Genomic DNA, 25,674 nt, shown 5'->3' with positions numbered 1-25,674 from the left:
TTTCGGGGCACAGATGGGGCCGGTTTCGCCGCCCCACCAGCCTTCCTGCGGCCATGGCCGCTATGCGCTTGGCGAGACGCCTGCGAAGCGAATGCCGCTCAACTCGGCGACATCGCGTTTCCACGCGGTGACGTCGCGCGGGGTGAAGCCCGACAGGTTGTCGTGGCCGCAGGCGCGGGCAAGCACCTGCATCAGTTCAACGCTCGCTCCGAAATACCGCGCCAGACGCTCGGCACCGATTTGCACATCCAGCCGCTTGCGTAGTTCCGGCTTTTGCGTGGCGACGCCCGTGGGGCAGTTGTTGGAATTGCACATGCGGGCGGCGATGCAGCCCACGGCCTGCATGGCGGAATTGCTGACCGCGATGGCATCCGCACCAAGCGCCATGGCCTTGGCAAAATCCTCAGGCATTCGCAGACCGCCGGTAATCACAAGCGTGACGTCGCGCCCTGTCCTGGCGTCGAGGTGCCTGCGCGCGCGTGCCAATGCTGGGATCGTCGGCACCGAGATGTGGTCGCGGAAGATCAACGGAGCCGCCCCCGTGCCGCCGCCGCGCCCGTCAAGGATGATGTAATCGGCGCTGGCCTCGAGGGCAAAGTCGATATCGTCCTCGATATGGTTGGCCGACAGTTTGAAGCCGATCGGAATGCCACCAGAGCGTTCGCGCACCTGATCCGCCAACCGCCGGAAATCGGCAGGCGTATGCAGGTCAGCGAAAGTCGCGGGCGAAATCGCAGCCTGACCCGGCTCCAGGCCGCGCACCGTGGCGATTTTGCCTTGCACCTTTTCCCCGGGCAAATGACCGCCAGTGCCTGTCTTGGCCCCTTGGCCGCCCTTGAAGTGAAACGCCTGCACGTGCGCAACATGATCCAGCGACCAGCCAAACTTCGCCGAAGCCAGTTCGTAGAAATAACGGCTATTCTCTGCCTGTTCTTCGGGCAGCATCCCACCCTCGCCCGAGCAAATGCCAGTGCCTGCCATCTGCGCGCCCCGCGCAAGGGCCGTCTTGGCCTCCTCCGATAGCGCGCCAAAGCTCATGTCGGACACAAACAGCGGAATATCGAGCTGCAAAGGCTTGGCCGCGCGCGGACCGATGGTGACCGACGTTGTCACCGGCACATGATCCAGCAAGGGTTTGCGCGCCATCTGTGCGGGCAATATCTGGATGTCGTCCCAATGCGGCAGGTCTTTGCGCGGCACACCCATCGAGCTCATCTCGCCGTGGTGGCCCAGCTTTGACAGACCGTCTTTCGCCAGGGCATGGATGCGCGCGACAGTGGGTTCTTCGGGCGTCGGTCTGGCTTGCGGAACATCCGATTGCGGTGCCGGTGCCGCATCTCCGACCCCGGCCGCCCCGAGGCGTGTGTGGGAGCCGTCACAAAAGGGGCCGTTGGCGGTGGCTTTGCACTGGCACAAGGCCGCATCGCCATCCTTGTCAGCAGTGAATTTCAACGGGCCGATGTCGGTGCCTGAATGGCTGCCGTCGCAGAACGGCTGGCTTTTGGACCTGCCGCATTGGCACCAGAAATAGTCTTTCCCTCTTTCGAGCGTCACCTTGATCGGTGATGTTCCGGCGATGATGGACACGGCTTGGGTCATGATGGGCCTCCTTGATGATGTGCGAAAGGTCCGCTCCCACGTGGGTCGCGCTTTGGTAAACGGCGGGATGGAGCGGGCGTTTGATCTTCCCATTTCCAAAGCTTGCTGATCTGAAGATTGCGACTGTCGGTCTTATGCCACCGGTATGTCCCGCCCGCGCAGGCCCCCGAAATAGGCAACAAGGCTCAGGATAATGGCAGCGCTGGAAACAAGCGTCATGACAGTTCCGGGAACGAAATTCACAAAGCCGCCCATATCCATGAAGACAAAATAACCGATATCAGCCAGCCCGCCGATGATACCGGTAAAGAACAACGCCGTGATCGAGCTGCGCCAGATGTAGACAGCCCCCACCAAGGTGAAGGTCCCGACCCAAAGCAGATTGAACCCGTGCTGGTTGATCAAGGCCCCGATCGCTTCGTGATAGGGGCCGGCAAGCAGCGCGGGATCGACCGCGTCTGCAATGCCCGCAACCGCATCCGGCGTATCGAACGAGATAGTGAGGACGCCCGCCAGCATGTGGACGAGGCCCCAAACTGACCAAAGACCAGCAGCTATTTTGAGGAGGAGTGAGGTTGTGGACTGAGACATGAGATTATCCTTTTCGGAGTTTAAGCGTTTGCAGGCACGGCGTCGTGGAATGCGGCAATGGCCTCGCGCAGCTCAAGCGCAAGTTCCGGCGTTATTAGCTGGTCAGCTTGCCGATCAAAATGTTCTTTGAAGGGACCAAAGCTGAAGTGGGAAGTGATGTTCGCGCCCAATTTCGGGAAGTCTCTCATCGCCACGGCAAGCAAATTCTGGCCTCCATGTCCGCCAATGGATGTGGCCAACAGCATCACGGGGCGATTTTGAAAAATCTTCATCTTGATGCGGCTGCACCAGTCTAAGATGTTCTTGAACGAGGCCGTATAAGCGCCATTGTGTTCGGCGAGCGAGATAATCACCCCGTCAGCCGCCCCCAGCTCAGCGTAGAAATTCTGTGCAAGCTGCGGGATGCCCTGCGCCTCGCGCTCGGGGCTGTAGATAGGCATTTCGTAATCATTCAGGTCCAAGGCCTTAATTTTCACCTGGGACTTGAACTCATCCTGAAGAATGCTGACGGCATGCAAGGCAAGTCTTTTGTTGATCGACTGCGTGCTGTTGCTGGCGGCAAAGACGACGATATTTAATTGTTCAGACATGACGCTTTCCGATCAGGATGGAGAGGTGTTGGTACGACCCAGAACTTCTGGAATTTGAGCGCGGTGGATGTAAAGAACCGTCGCACAGAGCAGGCCAAGAACGATCGCGGGAACTGCTGGCGGGCCAAGTATGAACCAATGCGTCAGCACCGCACCGACCATTGTGCCCCCTAGAGCGGCGGCACCGATGACCTGACGACGGGGCAGCCAGAGCAGTGCCGCGCCAGCAAGCTCGACAGCGCCGGTGAAATAGCGAAACCCCTGACCAAAGCCGATTTGATCGAAGGTTGCGACCATCATCTCGACACCGGCGAGCTTGGCGCCGCCTGCGCCAACGAATGCAAGGGTCAGCAGGATACGAAGGCCGAGTGAAAAGTAGGTCATGGGATGGCTCCAAGGAATAATGTTTGTCTTGGCGTCTTAAATGCTATGTACACTATGGAGATCAACGCGCGGGAATCCTGCACTTGATGCGCGCAAAATAGGCATATGAACAATGGACAAATGGGCTGAGCTACGAACGGCATACCAGGTCGCCAAGTTGGGAACCGTAAGTGCTGCCGCTGGCGCGCTTGGCTTTCACCGCGCGACGGTCAACCGTCACATAGACTTGCTTGAGGCGGAGCTGGGCGGACGACTCTTTATCCGCCACGCGCGGGGCTACGCGCTGACAGAGCTGGGCGAAGACGTGCTGCGCGTCGCGCAAAAGACAGAAGAATTGATCGACGACCTGGCAGGCCGTGCAAACGGTGCCAAAACCGAGATTTCAGGTGAGATCAAGCTGACGATCCTTGCGCCTTTTGCCGGGCTGTTGATGGGCGCAATCGCGCGCTTCAGAGCGCAGAACCCCAACTGCCTCGTCCATATCGACACGAGCGAAGACCTTGCCCGGCTTGAATACGGCGAGGCGCACATCGCCCTCCGCGCAGGGGCGAAGCCGGACCATCCGGACTATGTTGCGAGTTTCTTCGGGCGCTTCGGTTTCAACCTTTATGCACACGAGAGCTATATTCGCCGGTTTGGCCTGCCGGAAGACCCGCGTGATATGGAGGGCCATCAATTTGTCGTTTCAAGTGTCGAAGGCGGCCGTCTGCCGTTCCGGTCGTGGATAAACGACCACACGCGTCCTGACATGATTGCGCTGTCGTCCCGCAACATCGAGGTCAACATCGCAGCAATGTCCGCGGGCATCGGAATGGGCTTTATCCTGGACCACGAGGCAGAGTCCCGTGGCGGTTTCCACCCCGTACTGCCGGCAAACAAGGACTGGACCGCGCCGCTATGGCTTGTCACGCATGTTGATCTGCACCGAACAGAAAAAGTGCAGGCAATGCTTGGATGCATCAGGTCTTCCCATAGGCACAAATGACCAGACATTCCTTCACGCGTCCACACATAGCTGATTTCGCCTGCCCACTTCTGGTCGGGTGCATCCGCCGCGAAGTCACGATCCAGCAAGTTCGGCACAATGTTGAACTTGTGATCGCTGTCCGTCGTCACCTTGTGTTTGCGGGTTCGCATCACTGATATGCCGCTCTGACGCATCAAACGGCCAACACGGCGATGCCCCACGTCCAAGCCGATCTCCTTCAACTCTTCCGTCATCCGTGGCCTACCATAGCTGCCGGACTGAGACGCGACTGTTCCTTGATGTGAGCAAGCGTGACCAAGTCAGACCGCTGTCAGCGGCTGGCAAGACTGCTGCGGAATGCGCGTAGCCCGCGTGTGCTGACACCCACGACATCGCATAGGCGATTGACTGGAAAGCTGGCTCTGTGTTCTTCGATGAACCTGAATCTCATTGCTTTAGGCCCGCGAAGAACTTGGTGGCCTTTTTATGACGGAACTCGTCCGTCCGTTTTAGTCACATAGTCAGTCTCCTTCGGCGCAGAAAATGCTATCAAAGGAGCGGCATCAAACCGCGACAGGTCCAGATGTCCAAGAGCCTCACGCTGATAGGATGTTCGATGGACTGTTCCGGTGGCACGATGTTCTGCGGGCTTTCGACCGGCCTCTCGCACTCGCATTTGCCCAATTCGCGATGATCGCTGCCTTGATACGTCCAGTATTCGAATTGCTTCCAGGATTTGTCGATGGTTTAGCCACGGACGGCCTCGATCATGCCCAGGCGTTTTCGCTCCTCACGTCGGCGCAAGGGTTCGGCGCGATGATAGGTGCTCTGGCAGTTTCTTGGCTGCTTCGGAAATGGTCCTTCGCGGTCGTTGCCATGATCTTTGGCATGCTGGCAATTCTTTCCGAGCTTATTTTCCTTGGGTCCGGCGGGTTTTTCGTCGCGCTGATCGCCATGGCGCTGCTCTCGGGAGCTGTCCTGATCAACGGGATAGCGACACAGGTCGCCCGACAAACGCAGCTCGTCTTGCAAGTTCGAGGGCGGGCACTTTCGCTCTATACGATGACCTTCCGTGGCATGCCCGCCGTCGGAGCACTTCTTGTCGGCGCAACCGCAGAGATCTTCTCCCTGCGAGCTGTTTCGTCCTCGCTTGCTATATTGGCGTTCTGCGTGATGCTTTGGATTATCGCGGTGAGGGCAATGAAGTAGTCCTGCACATTGAAGCAGCCTTCCGGCTGTGTGAACTTAGGTTGCCAGTCAAGATTTCAGAATGTCCGCTTTACTGTAACGCAGCATCATGGGCTCGCATCCGCAGCGAACTTCCGGTTTCCGCCCAAGTTCACCGCAGTCATTCACATCCGAATACCATACAATTCACGCAAATGAACAGGGGCCGGCTCGGCGATATCCCATTGCACCGTTATCGGTGAGTTGCCCTCCCAGCCCGCAAACTGCACCAATCCAGCATAGCGGAACGGTGCAGCGCGGCCTTCCCGCAATTTGGACTTGCGCAGGAATAGGTGAACTGTCCAGCCAGGTTCTGCGCCCGAGATGATGCGACCGCGCAGGTCGTCGCGGCGGGTGCTGGTCTGAGTTTGCCAGACAAAGCGCGTGGGGCTGGCGAACCGGTCGGCGTAGTGGCCACCGACCGACATGCTGCCCTTGTCCATCGTCACTAGAAGGATCATTGACCGGACGCCCTTGAGCACCACGATACCTGCGTTCCACGCGCCGGTGTTGAACACGGCACCGAAATGCGGTGCGATCTGGTCACGCTGGTATTCGTTCCACAGGGTCAGCCCCTTCGCCGGGGCGACCGGAGCAGGTGCCGCATCTTCGGCGGCCTCCGCCACGCTGCTACCCTCAGGCATCGCGTAGGTGAGCTCCCGTGTCTGCAAGTATCGCAGAAGCCGCCAGTCCACGAGCTCCGAGGCAAGCGCCTCGAGTGCCGCGTTCTCGGTCACGGCAAACGTCGTCTCGAATGTGCCAGGCCCCAACCTGAACCAGTCCGTTTCGGACAGGATTTTCAGCGGCTGTTGCATCAGAAGTGTCCGCAGCCGAGCCGCGTCATCCGGATCGACGCTCAGGTCCGCCTTGATCTGAGGATTGCGGCGGGCAAGTCGGCCGACGCGCTCGACCAGGTCGGCCAGCGCGATGCGGCCTGGAAAGGTGCCCGCTTCAATCATCGCCCGCAAAACCAGCATCTTGTAGCTGCGGGTCATGCGGGTTGTCTCGATCTCATCCAGAAGCGCTCGATGCGCGGTCCATGCCTCGCGTCGCGTCGAAGACATGTCGCCCATGTCATCGACGAACCCGAGCCAGCCGGCATGGCCCGTGCGGCCAGGGTTGAAGCCGGCGTGCTGCACCTCGGAGGCTGTCGGCCGGGAGCCGTGACGATCACGGAAATCACGGTAGAAGGCGGCCAATTCCTCGCCATCGCGCGGTTGGCGGATCAGGGATCGCAGGATGTCTAGCGCCTGGAGGTCATAGGTAACCTCGCATCCTGCCGGGAACTGGATCAGATGGTCGGTCAGCCGCTCGAGTGCCAGCCGCAGCGCACCGTCGCCCGCGCCTACTTTCAGCAAGGTCCGGAACTTGGTCAGGAAAGTCCGGTGGTTCCCGATATAGTCGATCACCGCCAGATGCGATTTCTCCGCCGACCGTCGCAGGCCCCGGCCCAGTTGCTGCAGCCAGATGACCGGACTCTCGGTCGGACGCAGCATCAGCACCGTGTCGATGGAGGGGACATCGACGCCCTCGTTGAACATGTCGACGGCAAAGACGATGTCGAGGTCGCCATCCTCCAGCGCAGTCAGCGCGCTGGCACGCGGGGCAGACGTATCACCTGAATGGACAGCCACGGCCCGCAGGCCGCGGGCCTGTGCGAAATCGGCCATGAAATCGGCATGGCGGCGTGAGACGCAGAAGCCGATGGCCTTCTTGCCGCCGCGCTTGGCAAGTTGCTCAAGTGCGTTTTCGGCACGGGCTTGCGTCGCGACGGCTTCGGTTAGGGCTGCCTCGTCGAAACGGCCACTGCGCCAAGGTATCTGGGAGTACTCGACCGGGTCGGGCACGCCGAAATAGTGGAAAGGTGCCAGAAGTCCTCGGTCGATGCCCGACCACAGATCACACTCGTAGACGAGGTTTTCCTCGCACAGGCCCAACAGGTCGCCACCGTCACAGCGGTCGGGCGTGGCGGTCAGGCCCAGCAGGAAACCGGGCTGGAAATGGTCGATGATCTGCCGATAGGTGGCAGCGGCCGCATGGTGAAATTCGTCGACGACGATGTAATCGAACGCCCGCGGATCGAACCGGGTCAGATGCGCATTTCGCGCGAGAGTCTGGACAGAGGCGAAGACGATGTCAGCCTCGGCGTCCTTTTCCTCACCTGAGTAGCGCCCAAGCCGGGCGCGAGGCCGGACAGCGCGGAAGGCGGCCATGGCTTGGGTCAGGATTTCCTCGCGATGCGCGACGAACAGGACGCGGGCCGCATCCGCGCTGTCGAAGGCCGCGAGGAATGTCTTGCCAAGGCCCGTGGCCAAAACCACAAGCCCGGCACCATAACCCTTCGCCCGGGTCGCGCGCAGGGCCGCCAGCGCCTCCGCCTGAACTTCATGCGGGGTGGGAGCGGTTTCCGGGGCTTCCACCGGTGCGCCGCTGGCCGTGGGCAGGGGTGCGATGCGACGCGCCTCGTAAGCGTCGATCCAGGCGGGCGTCAGCTCTGTGACCTCGGGCCGGGCGAGCAGCGCCTCGAAGGCCTCGCGGGCGGCCAGAAGCGGCGCAGGATCGACCGGATCGACATGACGTAGGTTCCATTCGATGCCGTCTGTCAGCGCCGACCGGGATAGGTTCGACGATCCGACGATCAGCGCTCCGCCGTCGCCCGCAAATGTGAACATCCAGGCCTTGGGGTGAAACGGGATCTGCGCAGCCTGAAACACATGCAGTCTGCGTGCGCCCTCAAGGTCGGCAATCAGTCGTAGCGCCGCCGGTTCCGTCACGCCCAGATAGTCGCCAGTCAACAGCCGCAGCTCGCCTCCCCGATCCAGCAGGTCGCGCAGATGCGGCAGGACCAGACGCACGCCGGAGGTCATCAGAAAGGACACCGACAGATCAACGGCACGCGCCCGGTCGATCAAGGGGCGCAAATGAGCATGGAGCGCATCTTCGCCGCCCGAGATCAGCGGCCGGTCGTGCGGCATGCCCGGCAAGAGGCCGGGTGCCGCCAATGGTGGATCGAGGCGCAGGTGGACATGGCCACCAGTCTCGACAAGCGTCACCCGCGCGGTCGTGCCCTCGGTCTCGAGGAGGGCTTGCGCCGCTCCAATCCTGGCGGCGAGGGCCGCTTGCTCTGCGGAGGAAAGGTCCCGCCAGCGCGCCAAGTGACGACGGGGTGCGAGGGCGAGACCCGCGCCGTGGCGGATTAAGATGGTCTCGGCGTCACATTCCACGATGGCGCTGGCGGCGGCATCGCAAACAGTGCAGGCAGGAGTGCTTGCCACCGCAGCAGGGACGCCCGATCCGCCGGTCACGCCTTTTTCACCACTGCATTTACCCACACTTCCGCCGCGCGACCCGGGCGACAATCGTCGCTTTCCCAAACGTCAGGTTGGCTGAACTCGCCGCATTCTTCGAGAAATGCTCCTAGAGTTTTTGTCGTCATGTCAGTAAACCGGCGTCCGTCTTTCACCCGCTCGCCAGTACCGCGTTTGAAGGACGTATAAAGCGCGCCGCCTGTAACAAGATGGGCGGCAAGGCGGGCGATGACCTTTGGCAAGTCAGCCTCAGACACATGCAGCAAAGACGCGCATGCCCAGATCCCCTCAAACGGATGCTTCCATGCAAAATCTTCGAACCTCATCTGTCGTGCCGGGACCGACGCATGAGATTGCGTGGCAGCAACCATCGCAGACGATGCATCGAAAGCCTCCACATCGTAGCCCAGGACGCGGAAAGACAACGCGTCGCGCCCTGCCCCCGACCCAGCGTCAAGTATACGTGTTGCACCATCCGCCCGCGGAGGTACAACCGATAAGAACCGTTGCCTTGCATGCGACATGTCGACATCGCGCGTGGTCGCGATGAACGTTGTCGCCTGTTGGTCATAGTAGTCGGGCAATATCGCTCTCCGTCAGGTCAGGTCCTATACCTTCGTCATAAACCAAGGATTTGACCAGGTACGGCGGGATCGTTTCTTTTGCGAAGTTGATGAAAGAAAACCGGTGCGACGTAGAAAACAGTTTGACAGGTCCTCAGCCAAGGCTTTTCGACGAGCCTGTGTTTCCTCTTCGCTGTCATGGTTACAAGATCGCTGAACTCTGGACTTACAGCATCCAGCGAATCAGACCTCCTACTTTCCAGTGTCGCAGCCTCTGGCATGAGGTTGTCCTTGCCGAAATCCTGGCACTTCTTCTGGATGGAAGGCTAGGCACGCTATCCGGCGATGGACGCTCCTTTCGCGTCGCGGCTAGGAAACGCACGAGGGTGTAAATGAGAAACTGACCTGGAGCGATATCGATATCGATATCAGACCCACCTCCCGCGCCCGCACTTTCACGAGGCGCTCCGGCAGCCTTCTCGATAATGCGTATCTCGATATCAATATCGATATCGATATCGCACGAAACCACGCCAGTGGCTCAAGCCGTTTCAGCGCCAAACCGAGAAGGTATCAGGCCATAGACCCCGAGCTGGCAGTCGTCAAATTTGACCGAGCCCATCTTGGCTCGATCCACCAGCAAAGCTAGTGCTAGCAAATACAGGAACTTCTGCGTTGTCTGTCGTGCGACCGGCTGCCCACGATCCCAACGAGCAATATGGCGCCTGCGGGAGATGGATGACTACTGACCGCGGAATTCAAATCCGCGAAGTCTGATGACAAGATGACCCGACAATGCCATCATCTCCCGACCAGCCGGTTGCACTTCGGTTGCACACAGGTTTCACAAAGGACACTCAGGGCACCAAGACCAACCATAAAAACCGTTACTTTTCAGACACCTACTAAATCGGGTAAATTTTACCTCCGATCCCTACCGTCGGAGCCAATTCCTCCTCAAGGTTTTGGAAAGGCTCATTTTCGGAGTTTAACTTCGATGTTTTTTGCAGCTCAACCCGCCGATGTTCCACTCAGGTGTCACACAGGCATCGCGCAGGTTGAACATGGCAGGTTCGGGTACCTCTTCAGGAGGGCAACATGCCACAGCCTACTCACCTCTACCGGCCGCGCCGCCATTTCCACTTCTGGCGCCGCGTCTCAGGGTTATCTACATCTATCCACCCCGTTCAGGTCGCCTTGAGGACGACAGATGAAAAAGCGGCGCATACCTGGTCCAGAACACTGACGACAGAGTTCGACGCCATGCTGAACGCCTTCTCCTTCCTGATCGACCCGCTGACGGAAGAGCTGATCGCATCCTACATCCAGACGCGGATGCAGGTGATCATCGACGACCTCCGCCGCGCGTTGCGGATTGAACGGATGTCCGGGCGGAAGAACGCGCCCCACGCAACCCATCGCGTGCAGCGTGCGGTCCTGCGGGCATAGGCCGAAGACGGCATCGCGTCCGCGCTCGAACCGGCGCGGATCAATCCGTCGTGGACCGCGGACGAAGTGCAGGGTGCCGTGACCCTTTATGCGAACGATGTCCGCGGATTGCGCGACCAGGATCAGCGCCGGCGCGTGATCCGCGACTTCGAGAACGCCACCGGCGTCAAGGCTGCGTCGCGCGAGCACGAATATCAGATCATCGAGGCATACCTTCACGCACGGCTCGCGGCCCTGGGCGCCGAACAGGATTGTCGGGACCTGCGCGCGCAGGTCTATGCCGATCTTGCAAAGACGCTCGTCAGCCGCAGAGAAGCACCGCCCCCTGTCGCGGCGCGTGAAGTCCTGACCGAAACCGTGACCCCGACACCCGCCACCCCCGCCACATCCCCGGTCGCGGTGATGCCGCAGCAGGTTCCGACACGATCGCTCGAACCTGCCCCTGCGATCCGGATCAGCCCGGACAGGCGCGAGGGGCGCTTCACCCCCGGCGTCGACGAAATCCGGGAACCGCTGACGATCGACGCGTTGCGCGCGCAGCAGGCGCGCTAATCTTGACGCAGGCGGCCCTGTTTTCCGATCGCGCCAATTCGACCTTCCGCCACGCGAACCTCTCCCTGACCTCACGTGACGCTCTGACCGTGCTCCATGACATTTGAACCACTTGGCTTAGTTATACCCTAAACGGATCAAGCAAAGGACCCCGCCATGGCCACGACCGGAAAACAACTCTTCACCACGCTGGAGGCGGACGGAACGTTGACTGTCGCGCTGGAGGACGTGACCTTCGACGAACCGACCGGCAACCAGGTGCTGGTGCGCATGGAAGCCGCCCCGATCAACCCGTCCGACCTTGCGATCCTCGTCGGTGGCGCGGACATGGAGAATGCAACGTACACGCCCGGCAAGTTCGTCGCGAAAATGCCGGAGAACGTCAACGCGGCGTCGAAGGCCCGTCATGGCTTGAAGCTGCCTGCCGGCAATGAGGGCGCTGGCACGGTGATCGCCGCCGGCGACAGCGACGCAGCGCAAGCCCTGATGGGGCAGCGCGTCTCATGTGTTCCGGGCAATGCCTATAGCCAGTATTGCATCGCCGATGCCGGAATGTGCCTGCCTCTGGGCGAACATTCGGCGGAAGAAGGGGCGAGCGCTTTCGTCAACCCGATGACCGCACTGGGCTTTGTCGAGAACGCCAAGGCGGACGGGCAGAACGCCATACTGCACACTGTCGGTGCCTCCAACCTTGGCCAGATGCTGACCCGGATCTGCCAGGAGGACGGAATCGGCCTCGTGAACATCGTCCGCAAGGACGAACAGGTCGACCTGCTGAAGGATATTGGCGCAAAGCACGTGGCCAATTCCTCCGACGACGACTTCATGGACCAGCTGATCGCCGGCATCCGCGACACGGGTGCCTTCTACGGGTTCGATCCCGTGGGCGGTGGAAAGCTCGTCGATACAGCGTTCAGGGCCATGGAGCGTGTCGCGGTCGAACGGATGAGCGAATATTCTCGCTACGGCTCGAACCAGCAGAAACGCATGTTCATCTACGGCCGCCTCGACACCGGCGCGACTGTGCTGACGCCAAGCTACGGCTTCGGCTGGACCTTGTCGGGTTGGCTGCTGTTCCCCTTCCTTCAATCGGCCGGGCAAGAGACAATGGGGCGTATGCGCCAACGTGTGCGCGACAACCTCACAACGACCTTCGCCAGCCATTACAAGGCGCACGTCACACTCGACGAGATGCTGACGAAGGAGGCCGTCATGGACTACCGCACGATGCGCACCGGTGAGAAGTACCTCGTCACCCCGTGGGGGTAATCAAGCCGAGAAGCATCGCCGCAGTTCCAGCAAGGCGGTGCTTCTCAGTCAAACTGACAAATATAGTAGCCCGTCGAACTCAAATCGTTTTCCGCACCAATTGGCGCATGACAGATGGTGGCCTCCCCCCTCTGTGCAAGAGCGTCGGTCTCGGCCCAAACCTGCCCTTCGCCTCACCGTCGCAATGCTGCGTCCGCAGTCCGCATAGCGGACCTTGGTCGGGATTGCTGCATTCCAGGATGTCAGATGACCGCAAGGCGGGACAAAGTGGACTTATGCAGATGCGGCCAATGCTGACGCAGCATTTCCTTTAATGTGCGACAGTGCGCTTTTTGCAGCGCGGGCGATCTCACCAAACCAGCCATTTACAGGGTCTAAAGTCGCGCATCAACAAACTGCCATTTAGTTCTGCCCAAGCGTAACAAACAGGACGCAGGAGGAATCCGACTTTTGCAATTGCACCTAAGCCATTGATGCACCGCGGCCTGCGCGCCGTCCGAAGACTGCCCCAGAGGTCAGCCCCGAGCCGCCGGGATAGCCGTTGTAAAACACGCCGCCAACCATTTCACCACAGGCAAACAGATTGGGGATGACAGTTCCGTCAGCGCGCAGGACACCACCGTTTTCGGCGACCTGAACACCGCCATAAGTGAACGTGATCCCGCCCGTGACCGGATAGGCACGAAACGGTGGAGTATCGAGGCGCTGCGCCCAGTTTGATTTGGGCAAAGGCAGGCCGCGCGTGGCTTTGCCGTCCAGTGCCGTAGGGTCAAAAGGGGTGCCTTCATCTACGGCATCGTTGAAGGCATCCAGCGTCGCCTTTGCGCCTGTCGGATCAACGCCGTCGAGTTTGCCACAAAGCGCGTCAAGCGTATCAGCCTCGACGAAATGAGCATCATGAAAGCGGTATTCCGCATAAAGAAGATCGTCGACTTTTGCGTCAAACACCTGCCACGCCAAGTGGTTTGGTTGCTCCAGCACGGCACGCCCGAATTGCGCGTAGGTATAGTTGCGAAAGTTTTCGCCCTCATCCACGAACCGCTCGCCGTTCGCGTTTAACATCACGCCAAGGAAATAGCTGATCTTTCGGTAATTCTTTCGCTCGCCCGGCGGCAAGTGGAGGCCGCCGAAATCAGCCATATGCAGATCCATCGGTGTGGCGTGGCACCCCTCATAGAGCCCGTATTCAGCCGCACCAACGCCAAATGCCATCTTGTGTCCGTCGCCGGTGTTGTGCGGCGTGCCGCGAACCTTTGCCTTGGACCAATTCGGTCCGATGTATTGTGTGCGCATGTCGCCGTTTGCTTCGAACCCGCCGCAGGCAAGGATCACGGCATCGGCGCGGATCGCCTCTTCGCCAACCATGACGCCGCTGATAATGTCGTCTTCCATGATCAAACTGGTGACGCCACTTTCATACCGCACAGTGCCGCCAAGGTTTTGAAAGGCGGTCATTTCCATTTCCCAAAGACCGACGCCTTCGTTTTCGGCCGCCAGTGTCAGACCACCCCAAAACACATACTTGCCGTCTTTTTCAAAACTCTGGCGGCTGTAAATTGGCTCAAACGTGACGCCGTGGCCTGACAGCCATTGCATCGTCTCAAGCCCCTTGGTGACCAAGTTCGTCTGTTCGGGCGACAGGGGGCGACCGTCGTTAAACCCGAGCAGGTCTTCGGTCATTTTGGCCTGCGTGTAGCTGCCGAAATCGGTGTCGGGCAGTCGCGGATCATCCGGGTTGCGCAACAGCGGGATGAGGTCTTCGCCACTGTCATACGGAAACCGCATTGCGCCTGCGGTGTATTTCGTGTTGCCGCCCGCCAGCGCCTCATCCGCCTTTTCCAGCATCAAAACGTCCGCGCCCTGTTCCAATGCGGCGATCCCGGCGCAGAGGGCGGCGTTTCCTGATCCGACGACTATGATTTTCTTCTTTGACATGATGCGCTTCCTTGGCTACCACCATATTGTATCCAAGCGGATACAATTTTGAAAGCCTGAATATGCAGACACCCGACAAATCCGAAATGTCCCAAGGCGAGGTGGCCTATGCGACCCTGCTCGAGGCCATCCGCGGCGGTGTATTTCAACCCGGTGACCGTTTGCGCGAGGAGGATGTCGCAACACGATTGGCGTTGTCTCGCACCCCGGTCCGTGAAGCCCTGCGCAAGCTCGAATCTGACGGTATTGTTGAACATCGCCCGCGCCTGGGAGCGGTCGTACGCGCGCTCAACCATACCGAGGTAGTCGAGCTGTATGAAATGCGTCTGGTGCTGGAACGCACGGCAGCCGAAATGGCCGCGAAACATGCGATAGCCGCCGAAATTGACGAGTTGGAAGAATTGAACGAGGCAATTGCCAATGCCGTGGCTGATCCGGCCCAGGCGGCGTCGATCAACCAACAGTTTCATCGCTGCATCTACCTTGCCACGCGCAACCGGTTTCTATTGGAATCCGCGCGTGCATTGAACAACGCCCTTATGTTGTTGGGCCCGACAACGCTGGCCGATGAGGCGCGGATCACGGTCGTGTGCCGCCAACATAAGGACATCATCGATGCAATCCGCAATGGGGATGCAGAGGCGGCAGGTGCATCAGCCGAGGCGCATTTGCAAACGTCGCTGCGACACCGCTTGTCGGTCATGCGAGGATGAAACGTCTTGGCCTGACCTATGCAGTGGCGGGTACGGGTGTCGTGGTTTTCCAGCTGTTGAACCTGCCGTTGCCGTGGCTGCTCGGGCCGATCTTTGCCTGCCTGGTTGCCGCTCTCGCAGGGGTGCCGCTCAAGGGAAACAAACTGGTCAATGATGCGATGCGGTCCATCCTCGGGGTCGCGGTCGGCGCGACCTTTACGGTCGCCTTGCTCGGTTCGATGGGCGCAATGTGGCCGACGTTGCTCATGATCCCCCTGATGATCGCCAGTATTGGTTTAATTGGCGTGCCCTATTTCCAGAAAATCTGGGGATTTGATTTCGCGACCAGCTATTATTCGGCGATGCCGGGGGGCTTGCAGGACATGTTGGCCTTTGGAGAAGAGGCAGGAGGTGACGTGCGTGCGCTGTCGCTGATCCATGCCACGCGGGTCATGGTGATTGTCGTGGCGCTGCCCTTCATCTTGCAGGGTGTGTGGGATGCTGACTTGTCCAACCCGCCCGGCGCGCCCGCGGCGTCGATCGCGCCATCCCAACTTTTGCTGATGGCTCTTTGCGGCCTGGTCGGTTGGCGCGGTGCCAAGGCCGTGGGCATGTTCGGGGCGTCCATTCTCGGCCCCCTGATCGTTGCCGCAATCCTATCTCTGCTGGGTATTTTGCAACACCGCCCTCCTGCCGAAGCAATCTGGATGGCCCAGTTTTTCATCGGGATGACTGTCGGAACCAAATACGTTGGCGTGACGATGCCAGAAGTGCGCCGCGATGTTACCGCAGCCCTTGGTTTGTGTGTGATCCTTCTGGTGCTGACAGTGATCTTCGCCGAGGCAATCTATTTGATGGACCTGGCACCGCCCATGGAAACGCTTCTGGCCTTTGCGCCCGGCGGTCAGGCGGAAATGACGGTTCTGGCGCTCATTGTCGGGGCAGACATGGCCTTTGTGATCGCACATCACGTCTTGCGAATTTTCGTGGTCATTCTTGGCGCACCGCTCGCGGCGCGATTATTCAGATCCAGATCGACGGATTGATCATGTGTATCGGCGCGCCGGCTGCATAAGCGTTGATCTGATCGAAAATGTCGTTGAACTGCATGTTGAACTCGTCTTCGGTGACATATCCGATGTGCGGCGTGGCTAACACGTTGGGGTGGGTCGCAAGGATATGGTCCGGGTCGCGCATCGGTTCGGTGTCGAACACATCCAGGGCCGCAAAGATGCGACCCTTTGCAATTTCAGCCTCGAGCGCACCCGGCACCACAAGCCCGGAGCGTGAGGTGTTCACAAACAGGGACCGGGCCGGCATGGCCGCCAGATCATCGGCTGTTATCAGCCCCCTGGTTTCCGGTTTCAGGCGAACATGCACACTGACCACATCCGAGGTGGCAAAAAATGCCTCACGAGATGCCGCAACGATTTCGCCATCGGCCGCCGCCAGCGCGCGGCCGGCCTCTGACCCCCACCATTGCACGTTGACGCCCATGGCCTTGGCATATTGCGCAACGACCCGCGCTATTCGCCCATAGCCATAAAGACCCAGCGTGCGGCCACGCAGCGTCCGTCCCACGCCCATCTGCCATGTCCCGGCCCGCAGCGATACTGCCTGCTGCGGGATCTGGCGATAGCTGGCAAGGATCAACGCCAGCGTCATCTCCGCCGCCGCATAAGACGGTGTCTCACTGCCCATGTTCGAACAAAGCAGGACGCCATTCTCGGTGCAGGCCTCCACATCCACATGCGGATAGACCGACCTCTGGCTGATCAGTTTTAGCTTTGGCAACCGTGCAAGCAGGTCTGCACCGATCCGCGTGCGTTCGCGGAACAGAACCAGACATTCGGCATCCTGCACCCGCTGGGCAAGCTGAACCGGATCGGGTTCGTGGTCTGTCCACACCGTCACTTGATGGCTGTCCAGTTTGGCAAAGCACGGCAGGGTGCGCAGGGTGTCAAACCAATCGTCAAGGATATGGACTTTCATCTCAACCTTCCCAAATGCGTCTCGGCACCATCACCTCGCCCCGCGCAAGCAATCGGGCCGTCCGCACGAGGCCCGCAGAATTCAAGGTGATCCCGTCATTGTTCAAAGCATAGTCAACCAACACGTCGATCATGCCGGAGGCATGTTCCAAAGTGATCGGCGCGGGAGATTCGTTCGGAATTGCCGCAAGCCCCTGGGCGACAGTGCCAGGTGTCAGCACGCAGGACGCGAGACATTGCGCGCCCGTGACAGCCATGGTCGGATGCGCGGTCCAGGGCATGAAATACCGCGCAGCGACCGTACCGCCGTCACGGGCGGGGGCCAGCAAACCGAATTTGGGTGTCACGGATGCTGCGACGTCCTTGATGCCCATCGCCTCACCCGCCTGGATGCGGACAGCCTCCATCCGGGCGAAAAAATCGCGGTTCTCATTCAATTCGGCGACGGTCTCGTAGCCCGTCAACCCAAAGGCATCAGCGCGGGCGATCGCCATAGGCATTGCGACATCCATGCAGGTCACGTCGACACCTTCGAAGGTGTCGATCAGGTTGCCCGTGGGCAGGAAGGCCCCCGTCGCGCCGCCGACCGTATCCATGAATTGCAAGCCCACGGGGGCCGCTGTTCCGGGAACACCGTCAATTTGGGCGCGACCGTCATAGACAACGCCGTCCGGCGCGGTCTGAACGTTGGCGACAACCCGCGCGCCGGTGTTGGTGGCCAGAATTTTCACGCGGGTCTTGGTGCCCGTGGCCTTGACCAATCCCATTTCGATGGCGGCCGGACCGACCCCGCTCAGGATATTGCCGCAAGTGGGTTTGAAATCGACCGTGCCGTCTTCGACGCTGACCTGTGCAAAGAAATAGTCGATATCAGCCCAGTCGTCGTCAGACAGCGACAGCATCGCGACCTTGGTCGTGACGGCATTGCCGCCGCCGATCCCGTCGATATTGAGAGGATGGCCCGAGCCGACTGCCGCAACCAGGACCTGCGCGAGCGTGTCGCGATCGTCGGGCAGGTCCGCGCGATTGAAATATGGCCCTCGGGATGTACCGCCGCGCATGAACAGGAATGGGATTGCTGTCTGGGTCATGTTGTCACCTACGCCAGGGGCCAAGGAAGTCGCACGAACTGCTGCAAAAGCCCGGGCGGGAAATCGCGGTTCAAAGACCACGCCATTGCGCAGATGAAGACGATACCCGCGGCGCCATAGGCGACGGCATACACCCAGCTTTTCTGGGCGCGATACCTGATGAACCCCACAAGAAAGACCGCAAGCGCAAGGATGAACCCGACGATTGCCGTTCCCAAGAGAAGCCCGCCAAACCATGCCAGGGTTGACCACAGCCCGTGGGTGTTGATGTCCGCATCCTGGGCTTCGCGGTCGGCGAACAGCGAATGTGTGTCGGGAAGGAACCGCATCTGAACCAAAAGGATTGCAAGGCACACAAGTGTCACGGTGGCGACAAATACAGGGAAAACCCGGTCCATCCGCGCATAGTCGGGGATCAGCGACGCATTGACGTAGGCGAAAGCCACGTAGGCCGTGATGACCAGGAGGAAGAGCAATGGCGCGCGCTTGGAACCTGCGTTCACATCGCCCTCGGCCATGATGTTTTTGGCGTTTTTCAGGCCGACATAGACGGAGATGATTGTGATGATGATCAGCACAATGACGATCGGGCTAAAGATATAGTCGATGCCATCCTCAAAGCTGCGGCGGAACCGCGATGCTGCGATCTGGTAGGCCTGGTTTGTGTAGCGTTCCGCGGGCGAGGCCAGCACGAAACCGATCAAAAAGGCTGGGCGCGACCAGTCGAAGCGGCGGAGCATGATCCCAAGAAAACCGATGCCGAACAGCGCGACGAGGTCCATGATGGACTGGCGCGACTGGAATGCCGCGAAGGCGATGATCATGAACAGGAACGGCGCCAAGAGAGCGAAACGGATGTTGGTCAGTCTGGCAATACCACCCGAGGCCGCGATGCATACCAGGGTGCCTACGACATTTGCCAGCGCCAAAAGCCAGACAATCGCATAGGTGAAATCGAGGTTGTTTTTCAGCATCGAAGGTCCGACTTCGATGTTTCCGGTGCCCAGCAGGGCAATTCCCGAAATGAAGATCGCCATGGAACCCGACCCGGGGATGCCGAACAACAAGGTGGGAACAAGCCCCCCACCCTCCTTGGCGTTGTTGGAACTTTCAGGCCCGATCACGCCGCGCACGTCGCCGTTACCGAACTGGGATTTGTCTTTTGCTGTCTGGACCGTGTGGCCGTAGGCGATCCAGTCCACCACCGAGCCGCCAAGGCCGGGGATAACGCCAACCATGACGCCGATCAGTGAACAGCGTGCGGACAACCAGATGTTGGTCCACCAGTCCTTGATGCCCAGCAACCAGCCTCCGCCGATCGTTCTGCGGTCTGAAATGGCTTTGTCCTGGCGCAGCAAGGCCACGATTTCGGGAATCGCAAATATGCTGAGGCCAACAATGACGAGTTTCAGGCCGTCCATCAGATAGGGCATATCGAATGTCGACATGCGCAAGGCACCCGCGCTGGACCCCTGGCCAATTGTCCCGATCAGCAGACCCAGACCGGCGGCGGCGATCCCCTTGATCGCGACACGGCCCGCGAGGATACCGACCATCGACAAACCGAAAATTGTAATCATCAACAGTTCGGGTGTCTGAAACAAAAGAACGATCGGACGGGCGATCAGGATAAAGACCGACAGGAACGCAGCGCCCAGCAGACCGCCAAAGAGTGACGATGCAAATGCGGCCGACAACGCGCGCGCGGCCTGACCTCTCTTGGCCATAGGGAACCCGTCGAGCACCGTGGCCTGCGACGCCGAGGATCCGGGAATACCCATGAGGACGGATGAAAACGTATCCGATGTCGGAACCACCGCGACCATGCCGACCATCAGGGCCAGACCTGTCAGCGGCTCCATTCCGAACATGAAGGGAAGAAGGAGGGAAAGCCCCGCGATACCGCCAAGCCCAGGAAAGACCCCGATGCACAGGCCCATCAGAACCCCCAACACCAGATACCCCATGACATGAGGTTGCAGTATCATGCCAAAAGCGTCGCCGAGCGCGGGTAGCGCTGTTGCCAAAACGTCCATCGGACTCCCCAATGTTAAGATAAAAGAGAGCCTCGCCCCATAGACGGGGCGAGGTTCCAGTCATCGGCGCCGTTACTCGAGAACGATGCCGTAGCTGTCCTGAAGCCATTCACGCACGAACGCGCGGGCTTCGTCCGGAACGCTCGTTGCGTCCGATTTGGCGCGCTCTGCGCCTGCACCCGTCAGCTGCGGGTAAAGGCCGAGGGCGGCCTCTGAGATTTCAGCGTAGTCGGGGCGATCCTTGATCGATGCAAAAGCCTCGGTGAACGTCGCGACAGCCTCTTCAGGTGCGCCGTTGGCGAGAAAGACCATCTTTTGTGCCGGGAAACCCGCCACGAAGAAGGCTTTCCAGGCGTCCCATGTCGTGCCGCTCGTTTCACAAACGGGACTGGCTTCGCAGACTTCCTTAAAGCTTGGCATGTCGGGGAATGTCGGATCGCGAACGATATTGCCGTCGCCATCAAGCGCACCAAAGCTGAACCAAGGTGTTGCTGTTCCGGCCTCGACCAGCGGAGCGACGCCAGACAGATAGGACGACGATGTCTGATAGTCGATATTGGCTTCGCCACGCTCGAACATCAGGCGACCATCACCGCGACCTTCGATCCCGAACACAGGTTCGACGTTCAGGCCAAGCATTTCCCATGCCAGCAACGGCACAAGATCAAGGCCAGTCGCTGATTGAGCGCCATAGATAAAGTTTTCGTCGTTCAGAGCTGTTGGATCAGCCGCATAGGCTTCGGCCATGGCTGGCGGCAGATAGGCGACGCCGCCGGTGCCTGATGCCAGCACAACTGGCCAATCGCCATATTCGTAGCGGACCCGCGGATCACCCAAAAGATACGGGAACTGTGTCGAACCCGACGACCCGAATAGCGTTGTGCCGTCTTCGTAGCTCAGGCCCTGAAAATGGTTTGCGCCTGTCGTCGAACCTGCACCAGGCATGAACTTGACCACAACCGTCGGGTTACCAGGCAGAGCTTCGCTCAGCAGGGGGGCGTAAAAGTTTGCCCAACGCGCAGAGCCGCCGGTTTCGGAAAACGGAATGATCCATTCCACGGTTTCGCCGGACAGATCCAAACGGTGCGCATCGGCCAGAGCCGTCGTTGCGCCCAACGCAGCCGCACCAATTGCGCCCGCGCGCATAAATGAGATAAGTGTCATATTGTCCTCCCAGACAGTTTGCCCTGACTACTCAGGGCGACGTTTTAGAATCAGCACAGCCCTCCCAGCCTGCTTGATCAGTTAATGCTAGGTCGCCAAACTTGCGCGAACCTTGCATCGGGCATTTTTATGAGAGGCACACCACATGCGCATTGTCATCGTCGAAGACAACGAAGCGGTCGCAAATGGGATCGCTTATGTGTTGCGGGATGAAGGGCATGCCGTCGATCTTATCTTTGACGGTTGCGAGGCCGCGCAATTTCTGTGTGACGACGACGCTGACATCGTGATCCTCGACGTAAACCTGCCGGGGCAAAGCGGCATGGACGTGTTGCGCGAAATGCGCAGACGCGGCGACATGCGCCCGGTTCTGATGCTGACGGCCCGGTCCGCGCTGGGTGACAAGGTCGAGGGATTGGACGCTGGGGCTGACGACTATCTGGCCAAACCCTTCGAGATGTCCGAGCTGCGTGCGCGCCTGCGGGCGTTGCTACGGCGCGGCGCTTCTGCGCCTGTTCAGACGCTTGCCTTGGGCGAACTCCGGTTCGACACCCAGGCACGACAGATCATCGGGCCGCAGGGGCCGCTGGAGCTTCCACGGCGTGAAGTCGCGATGTTCGAAGCCCTACTCATGGCGCAGACAAGGACGGTGTCCAAACAGATCCTCTTGGACAAGGTTTACGGGACAGGGGCGGACGTGGATGAACAGGTTGTCGAGGTCTATGTTTCAAGACTGCGCGGGCGACTGAAACCCTTTAATATCGAGATCAAGATGCAACGCGGATTGGGGTACAGTATGCAAGCCAGCACCCCATGAGAAAGACAATGTCACTGCGCACGCGGCTGATCCTGATCATTCTGACACCTTTGATGTTGATCTCGCTGGGCCTCGGGAATTTGGCGTTCAGGGATGCACAAGACCGCGCCAACGATCGGTTCGACAGATCATTGCTGTCTACGGCACTCGCCATTTCACGGGATACGGCGCTGTCAGGGGGCGATGCGCTTAGCACGTCCACGCGTGATTTGTTGCGCGACACATCCGGCGGTCCGGTGTTTTATCACGTCTATGCACCAAACGGTTTCTACGTGACCGGCTATGCAACTCCGCCCGTGCCGGATGATCCCGCAGCGCTGCACGGGCAGCGTCAGGCCTATTTCTATGCGACCTACCGCGGGAATCCTGTTCGGGTGCTTCGCTTTGTCGACGCGATGTCGATCAACGGGCTGACAGGGGATTTCACATTCACTGTCTGGCAGGACACAGCCATTCGTGATCGTTTCGTAGGTGACAGCACCAGCCGCACGTTCGGAATGATTGCCGTCATTGTCGCTGCGCTGGCCCTGATCGTCTGGTTCGGCGTCAGGCTTGGCCTACGTCCTCTGCTGGATTTGCAAGACGCGATCGCGCAGCGATCTCCGCAGGAATTGCATTCGATCCAGCGTCCGGTGCCCGCCGAGGTTCGCGGCATTGTTCGTACATTGAACAGTTTGCTATCAGAGCTGAGCGCGACTTTTCGGACGAAAGACGAATTTATTTCAAACGCAGCGCATCAACTTCGAAATCCAATAGCAGGCGTCCTTGCAATGTCTGAAGCCGTGCAGTCTGCCGCGACTATGCAAGATGTCCAGGATCGCACCGACGTTCTAATCGGTGCTGCGCGTCGTGCTTCGGCATTAGCAAATAACCTTCTGGCGTTTGAGCGCGCCAAAACGCCCAAGAAGGTTTCCGATTTCCCCGTCATTCCGATCAATCCGATCGTCGAGGATATCATTGCGACGCTTTCGGATCGCGCTACCAGCCAAGGTGTATCACTTGTCTTTGATCGCTCGGAAACGGAAGGCTCCGTTCAGGCTGACCCTGTGCTGTTGCGCGAGGGTCTGTTGAACCTCTTTGACAACGCTCTGACCCACGGCGGCAAAAGCCTGTCAGTGATCCACGCTGCAACCACCGTGACCGACACGGAAATCAGAATCAAGATCAGTGACGACGGTATTGGCATTGCGCCTGAAAAGGTTTCCATCGCAATTGCCCGCTTTGGGCAGGTATCCCAATCTGAAGGAACAGGCCTCGGTTTGCCGATTTCGATGGCCGTCGCGGATAGTTTTGGTGGCGAAATGACTGTCACATCGCAGGAACGCGGCCTGAGTGTCACAATGCGGCTTCCGCGCAAGAGAGAGTTAAATTCATGAGCAATTCAGACATCGATCCAGCCGTGTTGGCAGAGCTGGCACCGACTGGCACTCTGCGGGCCGGCATTAATCTCAGCAACTTTCTGTTGGTGACCGGCGAAGCAGAAAATGGTGACCCTGTCGGGGTCTCGCCGGACGTAGCTGCAGAAATTGCGCGCCGGCTGGGCGTTGCCGTGCAGTTCGTCACCTATCCTTCTCCTGGCGCACTGGCAGACGCAAGTGATCACGACGAGTGGGACATCGGGAACATCGGTGCAGAACCGCAGCGCGCGGAGACAATCACCTTCACTGCCGCCTATAGCGAAATCGAGGCGACCTATCTGGTCCCCGCCGGATCGCCAATAAAGATCATAGCCGACGTGGACCGCCCCGGCGTTCGCGTCGCGGTGAAAGATCGTGCCGCATACGGACTTTGGCTTGAAAACAACTTGCAATTTGCCGAGCTTGTGCGGACTGAAACGATTGACGCATCATTTGACGTATTCGTGGATCAGCGGCTGGATGTGCTGGCCGGCTTGCGACCGCGCCTGATCTCGGATGTTGCACGCCTTTCCGGCGCACGCATTCTTAGTGGCCAATTCAGCGCCGTGCAGCAAGCTGTCGGAACGCCACAAAAAAATGTAGCGGCAGCAATTTGGCTGCGTGACGTGGTTGAAGACCTGAAATCGAGCGGCTTTATCGCCAAACTGATTAAGAGACATAATGTAAAAGGTCTAAGCGTAGCACCCCTCGCTTGAGACGGGTCGTTGTCCACTACTTGCGTAGCATATTTGCATCAAAAAGAGCGCCGATTAAGAGGGTGATCCTATGCGACCCATTTGGGTCAGTCGCGATGGCGACGATCTTGATGTTCAGGGCGCGCCGGCTGTCGCACGCAGAGCTAAACTTCCTCCGACAATTCTTAGTCATTCGCAGGTGAATCAAACGGCATGAATGACCGATACCGACTCTTTAATGCAGCAGCCATTTCGCGGCCGCGCGGCAATTTTTCACGCTGAGCGCGCCCGCAAAGGTTGTGGCATAGTGTCAGGTGATCGCCACGCGTCGCCCCGTGACAAGCCTTTGACACAGAGATGCTACGGCAAAATTTGGTGTCGTCACCAAATGTCAACGCAGGCTTTGGACTGCGCCGAACGGCCGGCGCAATCAACGACCGTGGCTGACCGACCTGTCAGGTCAAAGCGCGTCAAACGCCTCGGACAGTGTCGTCAGCGACGCCTGCATGACGGACACGAAATCGCCAGCGGCGGGTCGATTGGCCAGTGGTGGGAATACGACATCCGTCAGACCGATCTCTGCCATGCGCGCACGCGCGCCAGGGCTTGGTTCTGCTTCCCAGACGAACACCTTTGCGCCCGTCTGCGCCACGAGCGCCTCGAGTGCTGCCCATTGATCCGGGGTCGGGTCCATGTTCGCATCCCATTCCAGCGCCGAGATATCCAGCCCATAGGCCGCGCCAAGATATTGATAGCGGGGATGTGACGTGACGACGGGCGGCAGATCCGCCATGTCGCCGATTGCACGTCCTTGTGCATCAAGCGCCGCCAGGTCCCCCATCAGGCCGTCACGGCTGGACGTGATCGTCTCGGCCAGGTCCGGCATCTGTCGCGTCATCGCCTCGGCAATAGCCGCCGCCTGCTGTTGCGCCAGTTCGAAATCGAGCCAGACATAGTTTGCCGTCGCCTCGTGCGAATGTTCGCCATCGTCCCCGTGCGAATGCGTCACCGTATCGGTCTGGATCAGACGATCAGACAGACCGGCCGTGGTATCGAAGGTGCGTGATCGCGGCAGCGAGGCCTTGGTCGGCCAGGTGGAAAAACCCGCCCCGTTCAGCGCGATGACATCCGCCGCCTGAATAGCGGTGATATCCGCGATTCCCGGCCGCCAGAACGACGGATCAACATCGCCGGGCACCGTGAACAGCACGTCCACGCCCTCCCCGCCAAGGCGTTCCGCAAAATAGGCCAGCGGATAGTTGTCGGTTGCGACGACCGGACGATCCTGCGCTGCGACAGGCAGGGCTGCGGTCGATATGATCAAGGCCAGCGCGGCACGACGGGTCAGGTTCATAGG

At 59.6% G+C, this 25,674-nt stretch carries 22 protein-coding genes and 1 pseudogene; 10 read left to right on the top strand and 13 right to left on the bottom strand.

Annotated features, from left to right (window positions below):
• Nucleotides 1-60: 60 nt before the first annotated feature.
• The 4 genes from AN189_RS12530 to AN189_RS12515 all read right to left on the bottom strand — a co-directional run bounded on the left by AN189_RS12530 (nucleotide 61) and on the right by AN189_RS12515 (nucleotide 3,164).
• Nucleotides 61-1,599 (bottom strand): glutamate synthase-related protein, encoded by a 1,539-nt coding sequence (locus tag AN189_RS12530; protein ID WP_056036390.1) that lies wholly within the window; start codon nucleotides 1,597-1,599, stop codon nucleotides 61-63.
• Between the two features lie 132 nt (nucleotides 1,600-1,731).
• A complete protein-coding gene (locus tag AN189_RS12525) occupies nucleotides 1,732-2,190 on the bottom strand; it encodes a hypothetical protein (protein WP_056036387.1) in 459 nt (152 codons plus the stop codon).
• A gap of 20 nt (nucleotides 2,191-2,210) precedes the next feature.
• Nucleotides 2,211-2,780, bottom strand: a complete 570-nt coding sequence (locus AN189_RS12520) for an NADPH-dependent FMN reductase (RefSeq protein WP_056036384.1) — start codon at nucleotides 2,778-2,780, stop codon at nucleotides 2,211-2,213.
• A 12-nt stretch (nucleotides 2,781-2,792) separates the two neighbouring features.
• On the bottom strand, nucleotides 2,793-3,164 hold the full coding sequence (locus AN189_RS12515; protein WP_056036382.1) for a DoxX family protein: 372 nt from the start codon (nucleotides 3,162-3,164) through the stop codon (nucleotides 2,793-2,795).
• 112 nt (nucleotides 3,165-3,276) lie between these two features.
• On the opposite strand from AN189_RS12515, the gene AN189_RS12510 reads away from it, so the two are divergent.
• Nucleotides 3,277-4,149: a LysR family transcriptional regulator gene (locus AN189_RS12510; RefSeq protein WP_056036380.1), complete on the top strand. Its 873-nt coding sequence runs from the start codon at nucleotides 3,277-3,279 to the stop codon at nucleotides 4,147-4,149.
• 8 nt (nucleotides 4,150-4,157) lie between these two features.
• Here AN189_RS12510 and AN189_RS18815 read toward each other — a convergent pair.
• A pseudogene (locus AN189_RS18815) lies at nucleotides 4,158-4,615 on the bottom strand (IS3 family transposase); the annotation flags it as partial.
• A gap of 125 nt (nucleotides 4,616-4,740) precedes the next feature.
• Here AN189_RS18815 and AN189_RS12505 point away from each other — a divergent pair.
• Nucleotides 4,741-5,340, top strand: coding sequence for an MFS transporter (locus tag AN189_RS12505; protein WP_056036378.1), 600 nt, complete (start codon nucleotides 4,741-4,743; stop codon nucleotides 5,338-5,340).
• Nucleotides 5,341-5,483: 143 nt separating this feature from the next.
• Here the strand turns inward: AN189_RS12505 and AN189_RS12500 are convergent, their stop codons facing one another.
• Together AN189_RS12500 and AN189_RS12490 are read right to left on the bottom strand one after the other, a co-directional pair.
• Nucleotides 5,484-8,633, bottom strand: a complete 3,150-nt coding sequence (locus AN189_RS12500) for a DUF3427 domain-containing protein (protein ID WP_172794914.1) — start codon at nucleotides 8,631-8,633, stop codon at nucleotides 5,484-5,486.
• A gap of 26 nt (nucleotides 8,634-8,659) precedes the next feature.
• Nucleotides 8,660-9,250: a bifunctional 2-polyprenyl-6-hydroxyphenol methylase/3-demethylubiquinol 3-O-methyltransferase UbiG gene (locus AN189_RS12490; protein WP_056036374.1), complete on the bottom strand. Its 591-nt coding sequence runs from the start codon at nucleotides 9,248-9,250 to the stop codon at nucleotides 8,660-8,662.
• Nucleotides 9,251-10,327: 1,077 nt separating this feature from the next.
• Between AN189_RS12490 and AN189_RS12485 the strand changes: the two genes are divergently transcribed.
• From AN189_RS12485 to AN189_RS12475, 3 genes are all read left to right on the top strand, one after another.
• Nucleotides 10,328-10,678 (top strand): hypothetical protein, encoded by a 351-nt coding sequence (locus AN189_RS12485; protein ID WP_172794913.1) that lies wholly within the window; start codon nucleotides 10,328-10,330, stop codon nucleotides 10,676-10,678.
• Nucleotides 10,679-10,786: 108 nt separating this feature from the next.
• A complete protein-coding gene (locus tag AN189_RS12480; protein WP_172794912.1) occupies nucleotides 10,787-11,230 on the top strand; it encodes a hypothetical protein in 444 nt (147 codons plus the stop codon).
• A gap of 156 nt (nucleotides 11,231-11,386) precedes the next feature.
• Nucleotides 11,387-12,499, top strand: coding sequence for a zinc-binding dehydrogenase (locus AN189_RS12475; RefSeq protein ID WP_056036368.1), 1,113 nt, complete (start codon nucleotides 11,387-11,389; stop codon nucleotides 12,497-12,499).
• A 462-nt stretch (nucleotides 12,500-12,961) separates the two neighbouring features.
• Here the strand turns inward: AN189_RS12475 and tcuA are convergent, their stop codons facing one another.
• The gene (gene tcuA, locus AN189_RS12470) at nucleotides 12,962-14,434 is read right to left on the bottom strand and encodes an FAD-dependent tricarballylate dehydrogenase TcuA (protein ID WP_056036366.1); all 1,473 of its coding nucleotides are present in this window, start codon (nucleotides 14,432-14,434) and stop codon (nucleotides 12,962-12,964) included.
• Nucleotides 14,435-14,496: 62 nt separating this feature from the next.
• Here tcuA and AN189_RS12465 point away from each other — a divergent pair, with 62 nt between their 5' ends.
• Nucleotides 14,497-15,147 (top strand): GntR family transcriptional regulator, encoded by a 651-nt coding sequence (locus tag AN189_RS12465; RefSeq protein WP_056036363.1) that lies wholly within the window; start codon nucleotides 14,497-14,499, stop codon nucleotides 15,145-15,147.
• The gene (locus AN189_RS12460) at nucleotides 15,144-16,172 is read left to right on the top strand and encodes an AbrB family transcriptional regulator (protein ID WP_056036361.1); all 1,029 of its coding nucleotides are present in this window, start codon (nucleotides 15,144-15,146) and stop codon (nucleotides 16,170-16,172) included. Before AN189_RS12465 ends, AN189_RS12460 begins: the two co-directional genes overlap by 4 nt.
• Here the strand turns inward: AN189_RS12460 and AN189_RS12455 are convergent.
• From AN189_RS12455 to AN189_RS12440, 4 genes are all read right to left on the bottom strand, one after another.
• Complete coding sequence (locus AN189_RS12455) at nucleotides 16,150-17,118, bottom strand: D-2-hydroxyacid dehydrogenase family protein (RefSeq protein WP_056036359.1); 969 nt, start codon at nucleotides 17,116-17,118, stop codon at nucleotides 16,150-16,152. The two genes, AN189_RS12460 and AN189_RS12455, sit on opposite strands and share 23 nt — an antisense overlap.
• 1 nt (nucleotide 17,119) lies before the next feature.
• A complete protein-coding gene (locus tag AN189_RS12450; protein WP_056036630.1) occupies nucleotides 17,120-18,208 on the bottom strand; it encodes a 4-oxalomesaconate tautomerase in 1,089 nt (362 codons plus the stop codon).
• 8 nt (nucleotides 18,209-18,216) lie between these two features.
• Entirely contained in the window at nucleotides 18,217-20,244 is a 2,028-nt protein-coding gene (locus tag AN189_RS12445) for a tripartite tricarboxylate transporter permease (RefSeq protein ID WP_056036357.1), read from the bottom strand.
• A gap of 72 nt (nucleotides 20,245-20,316) precedes the next feature.
• Nucleotides 20,317-21,390 (bottom strand): tricarboxylate transporter, encoded by a 1,074-nt coding sequence (locus AN189_RS12440; protein WP_253279617.1) that lies wholly within the window; start codon nucleotides 21,388-21,390, stop codon nucleotides 20,317-20,319.
• A gap of 163 nt (nucleotides 21,391-21,553) precedes the next feature.
• On the opposite strand from AN189_RS12440, the gene AN189_RS12435 reads away from it, so the two are divergent.
• Genes AN189_RS12435 through AN189_RS12425 form a run of 3 tightly spaced genes read left to right on the top strand, consistent with a single transcriptional unit; the run spans nucleotide 21,554 to nucleotide 24,338 of the window.
• Nucleotides 21,554-22,225 carry a response regulator transcription factor gene (locus AN189_RS12435; protein ID WP_056036352.1) on the top strand — a complete coding sequence of 224 codons (672 nt, stop codon included), beginning with the start codon at nucleotides 21,554-21,556 and terminating at the stop codon, nucleotides 22,223-22,225.
• Nucleotides 22,226-22,233: 8 nt separating this feature from the next.
• Complete coding sequence (locus AN189_RS12430) at nucleotides 22,234-23,601, top strand: sensor histidine kinase (protein WP_216597742.1); 1,368 nt, start codon at nucleotides 22,234-22,236, stop codon at nucleotides 23,599-23,601.
• Nucleotides 23,598-24,338 carry a transporter substrate-binding domain-containing protein gene (locus AN189_RS12425; protein ID WP_056036346.1) on the top strand — a complete coding sequence of 247 codons (741 nt, stop codon included), beginning with the start codon at nucleotides 23,598-23,600 and terminating at the stop codon, nucleotides 24,336-24,338. Before AN189_RS12430 ends, AN189_RS12425 begins: the two co-directional genes overlap by 4 nt.
• 439 nt (nucleotides 24,339-24,777) lie before the next feature.
• Here the strand turns inward: AN189_RS12425 and AN189_RS12420 are convergent, their stop codons facing one another.
• Nucleotides 24,778-25,671: a metal ABC transporter substrate-binding protein gene (locus tag AN189_RS12420; RefSeq protein ID WP_056036344.1), complete on the bottom strand. Its 894-nt coding sequence runs from the start codon at nucleotides 25,669-25,671 to the stop codon at nucleotides 24,778-24,780.
• Nucleotides 25,672-25,674 lie beyond the last annotated feature (3 nt).

The organism is Loktanella sp. 3ANDIMAR09 (genome assembly GCF_001420005.1).
Taxonomy (GTDB): Bacteria; Pseudomonadota; Alphaproteobacteria; order Rhodobacterales; family Rhodobacteraceae; genus Loktanella.
This window is presented reverse-complemented; position numbering and strand designations above follow the sequence as displayed.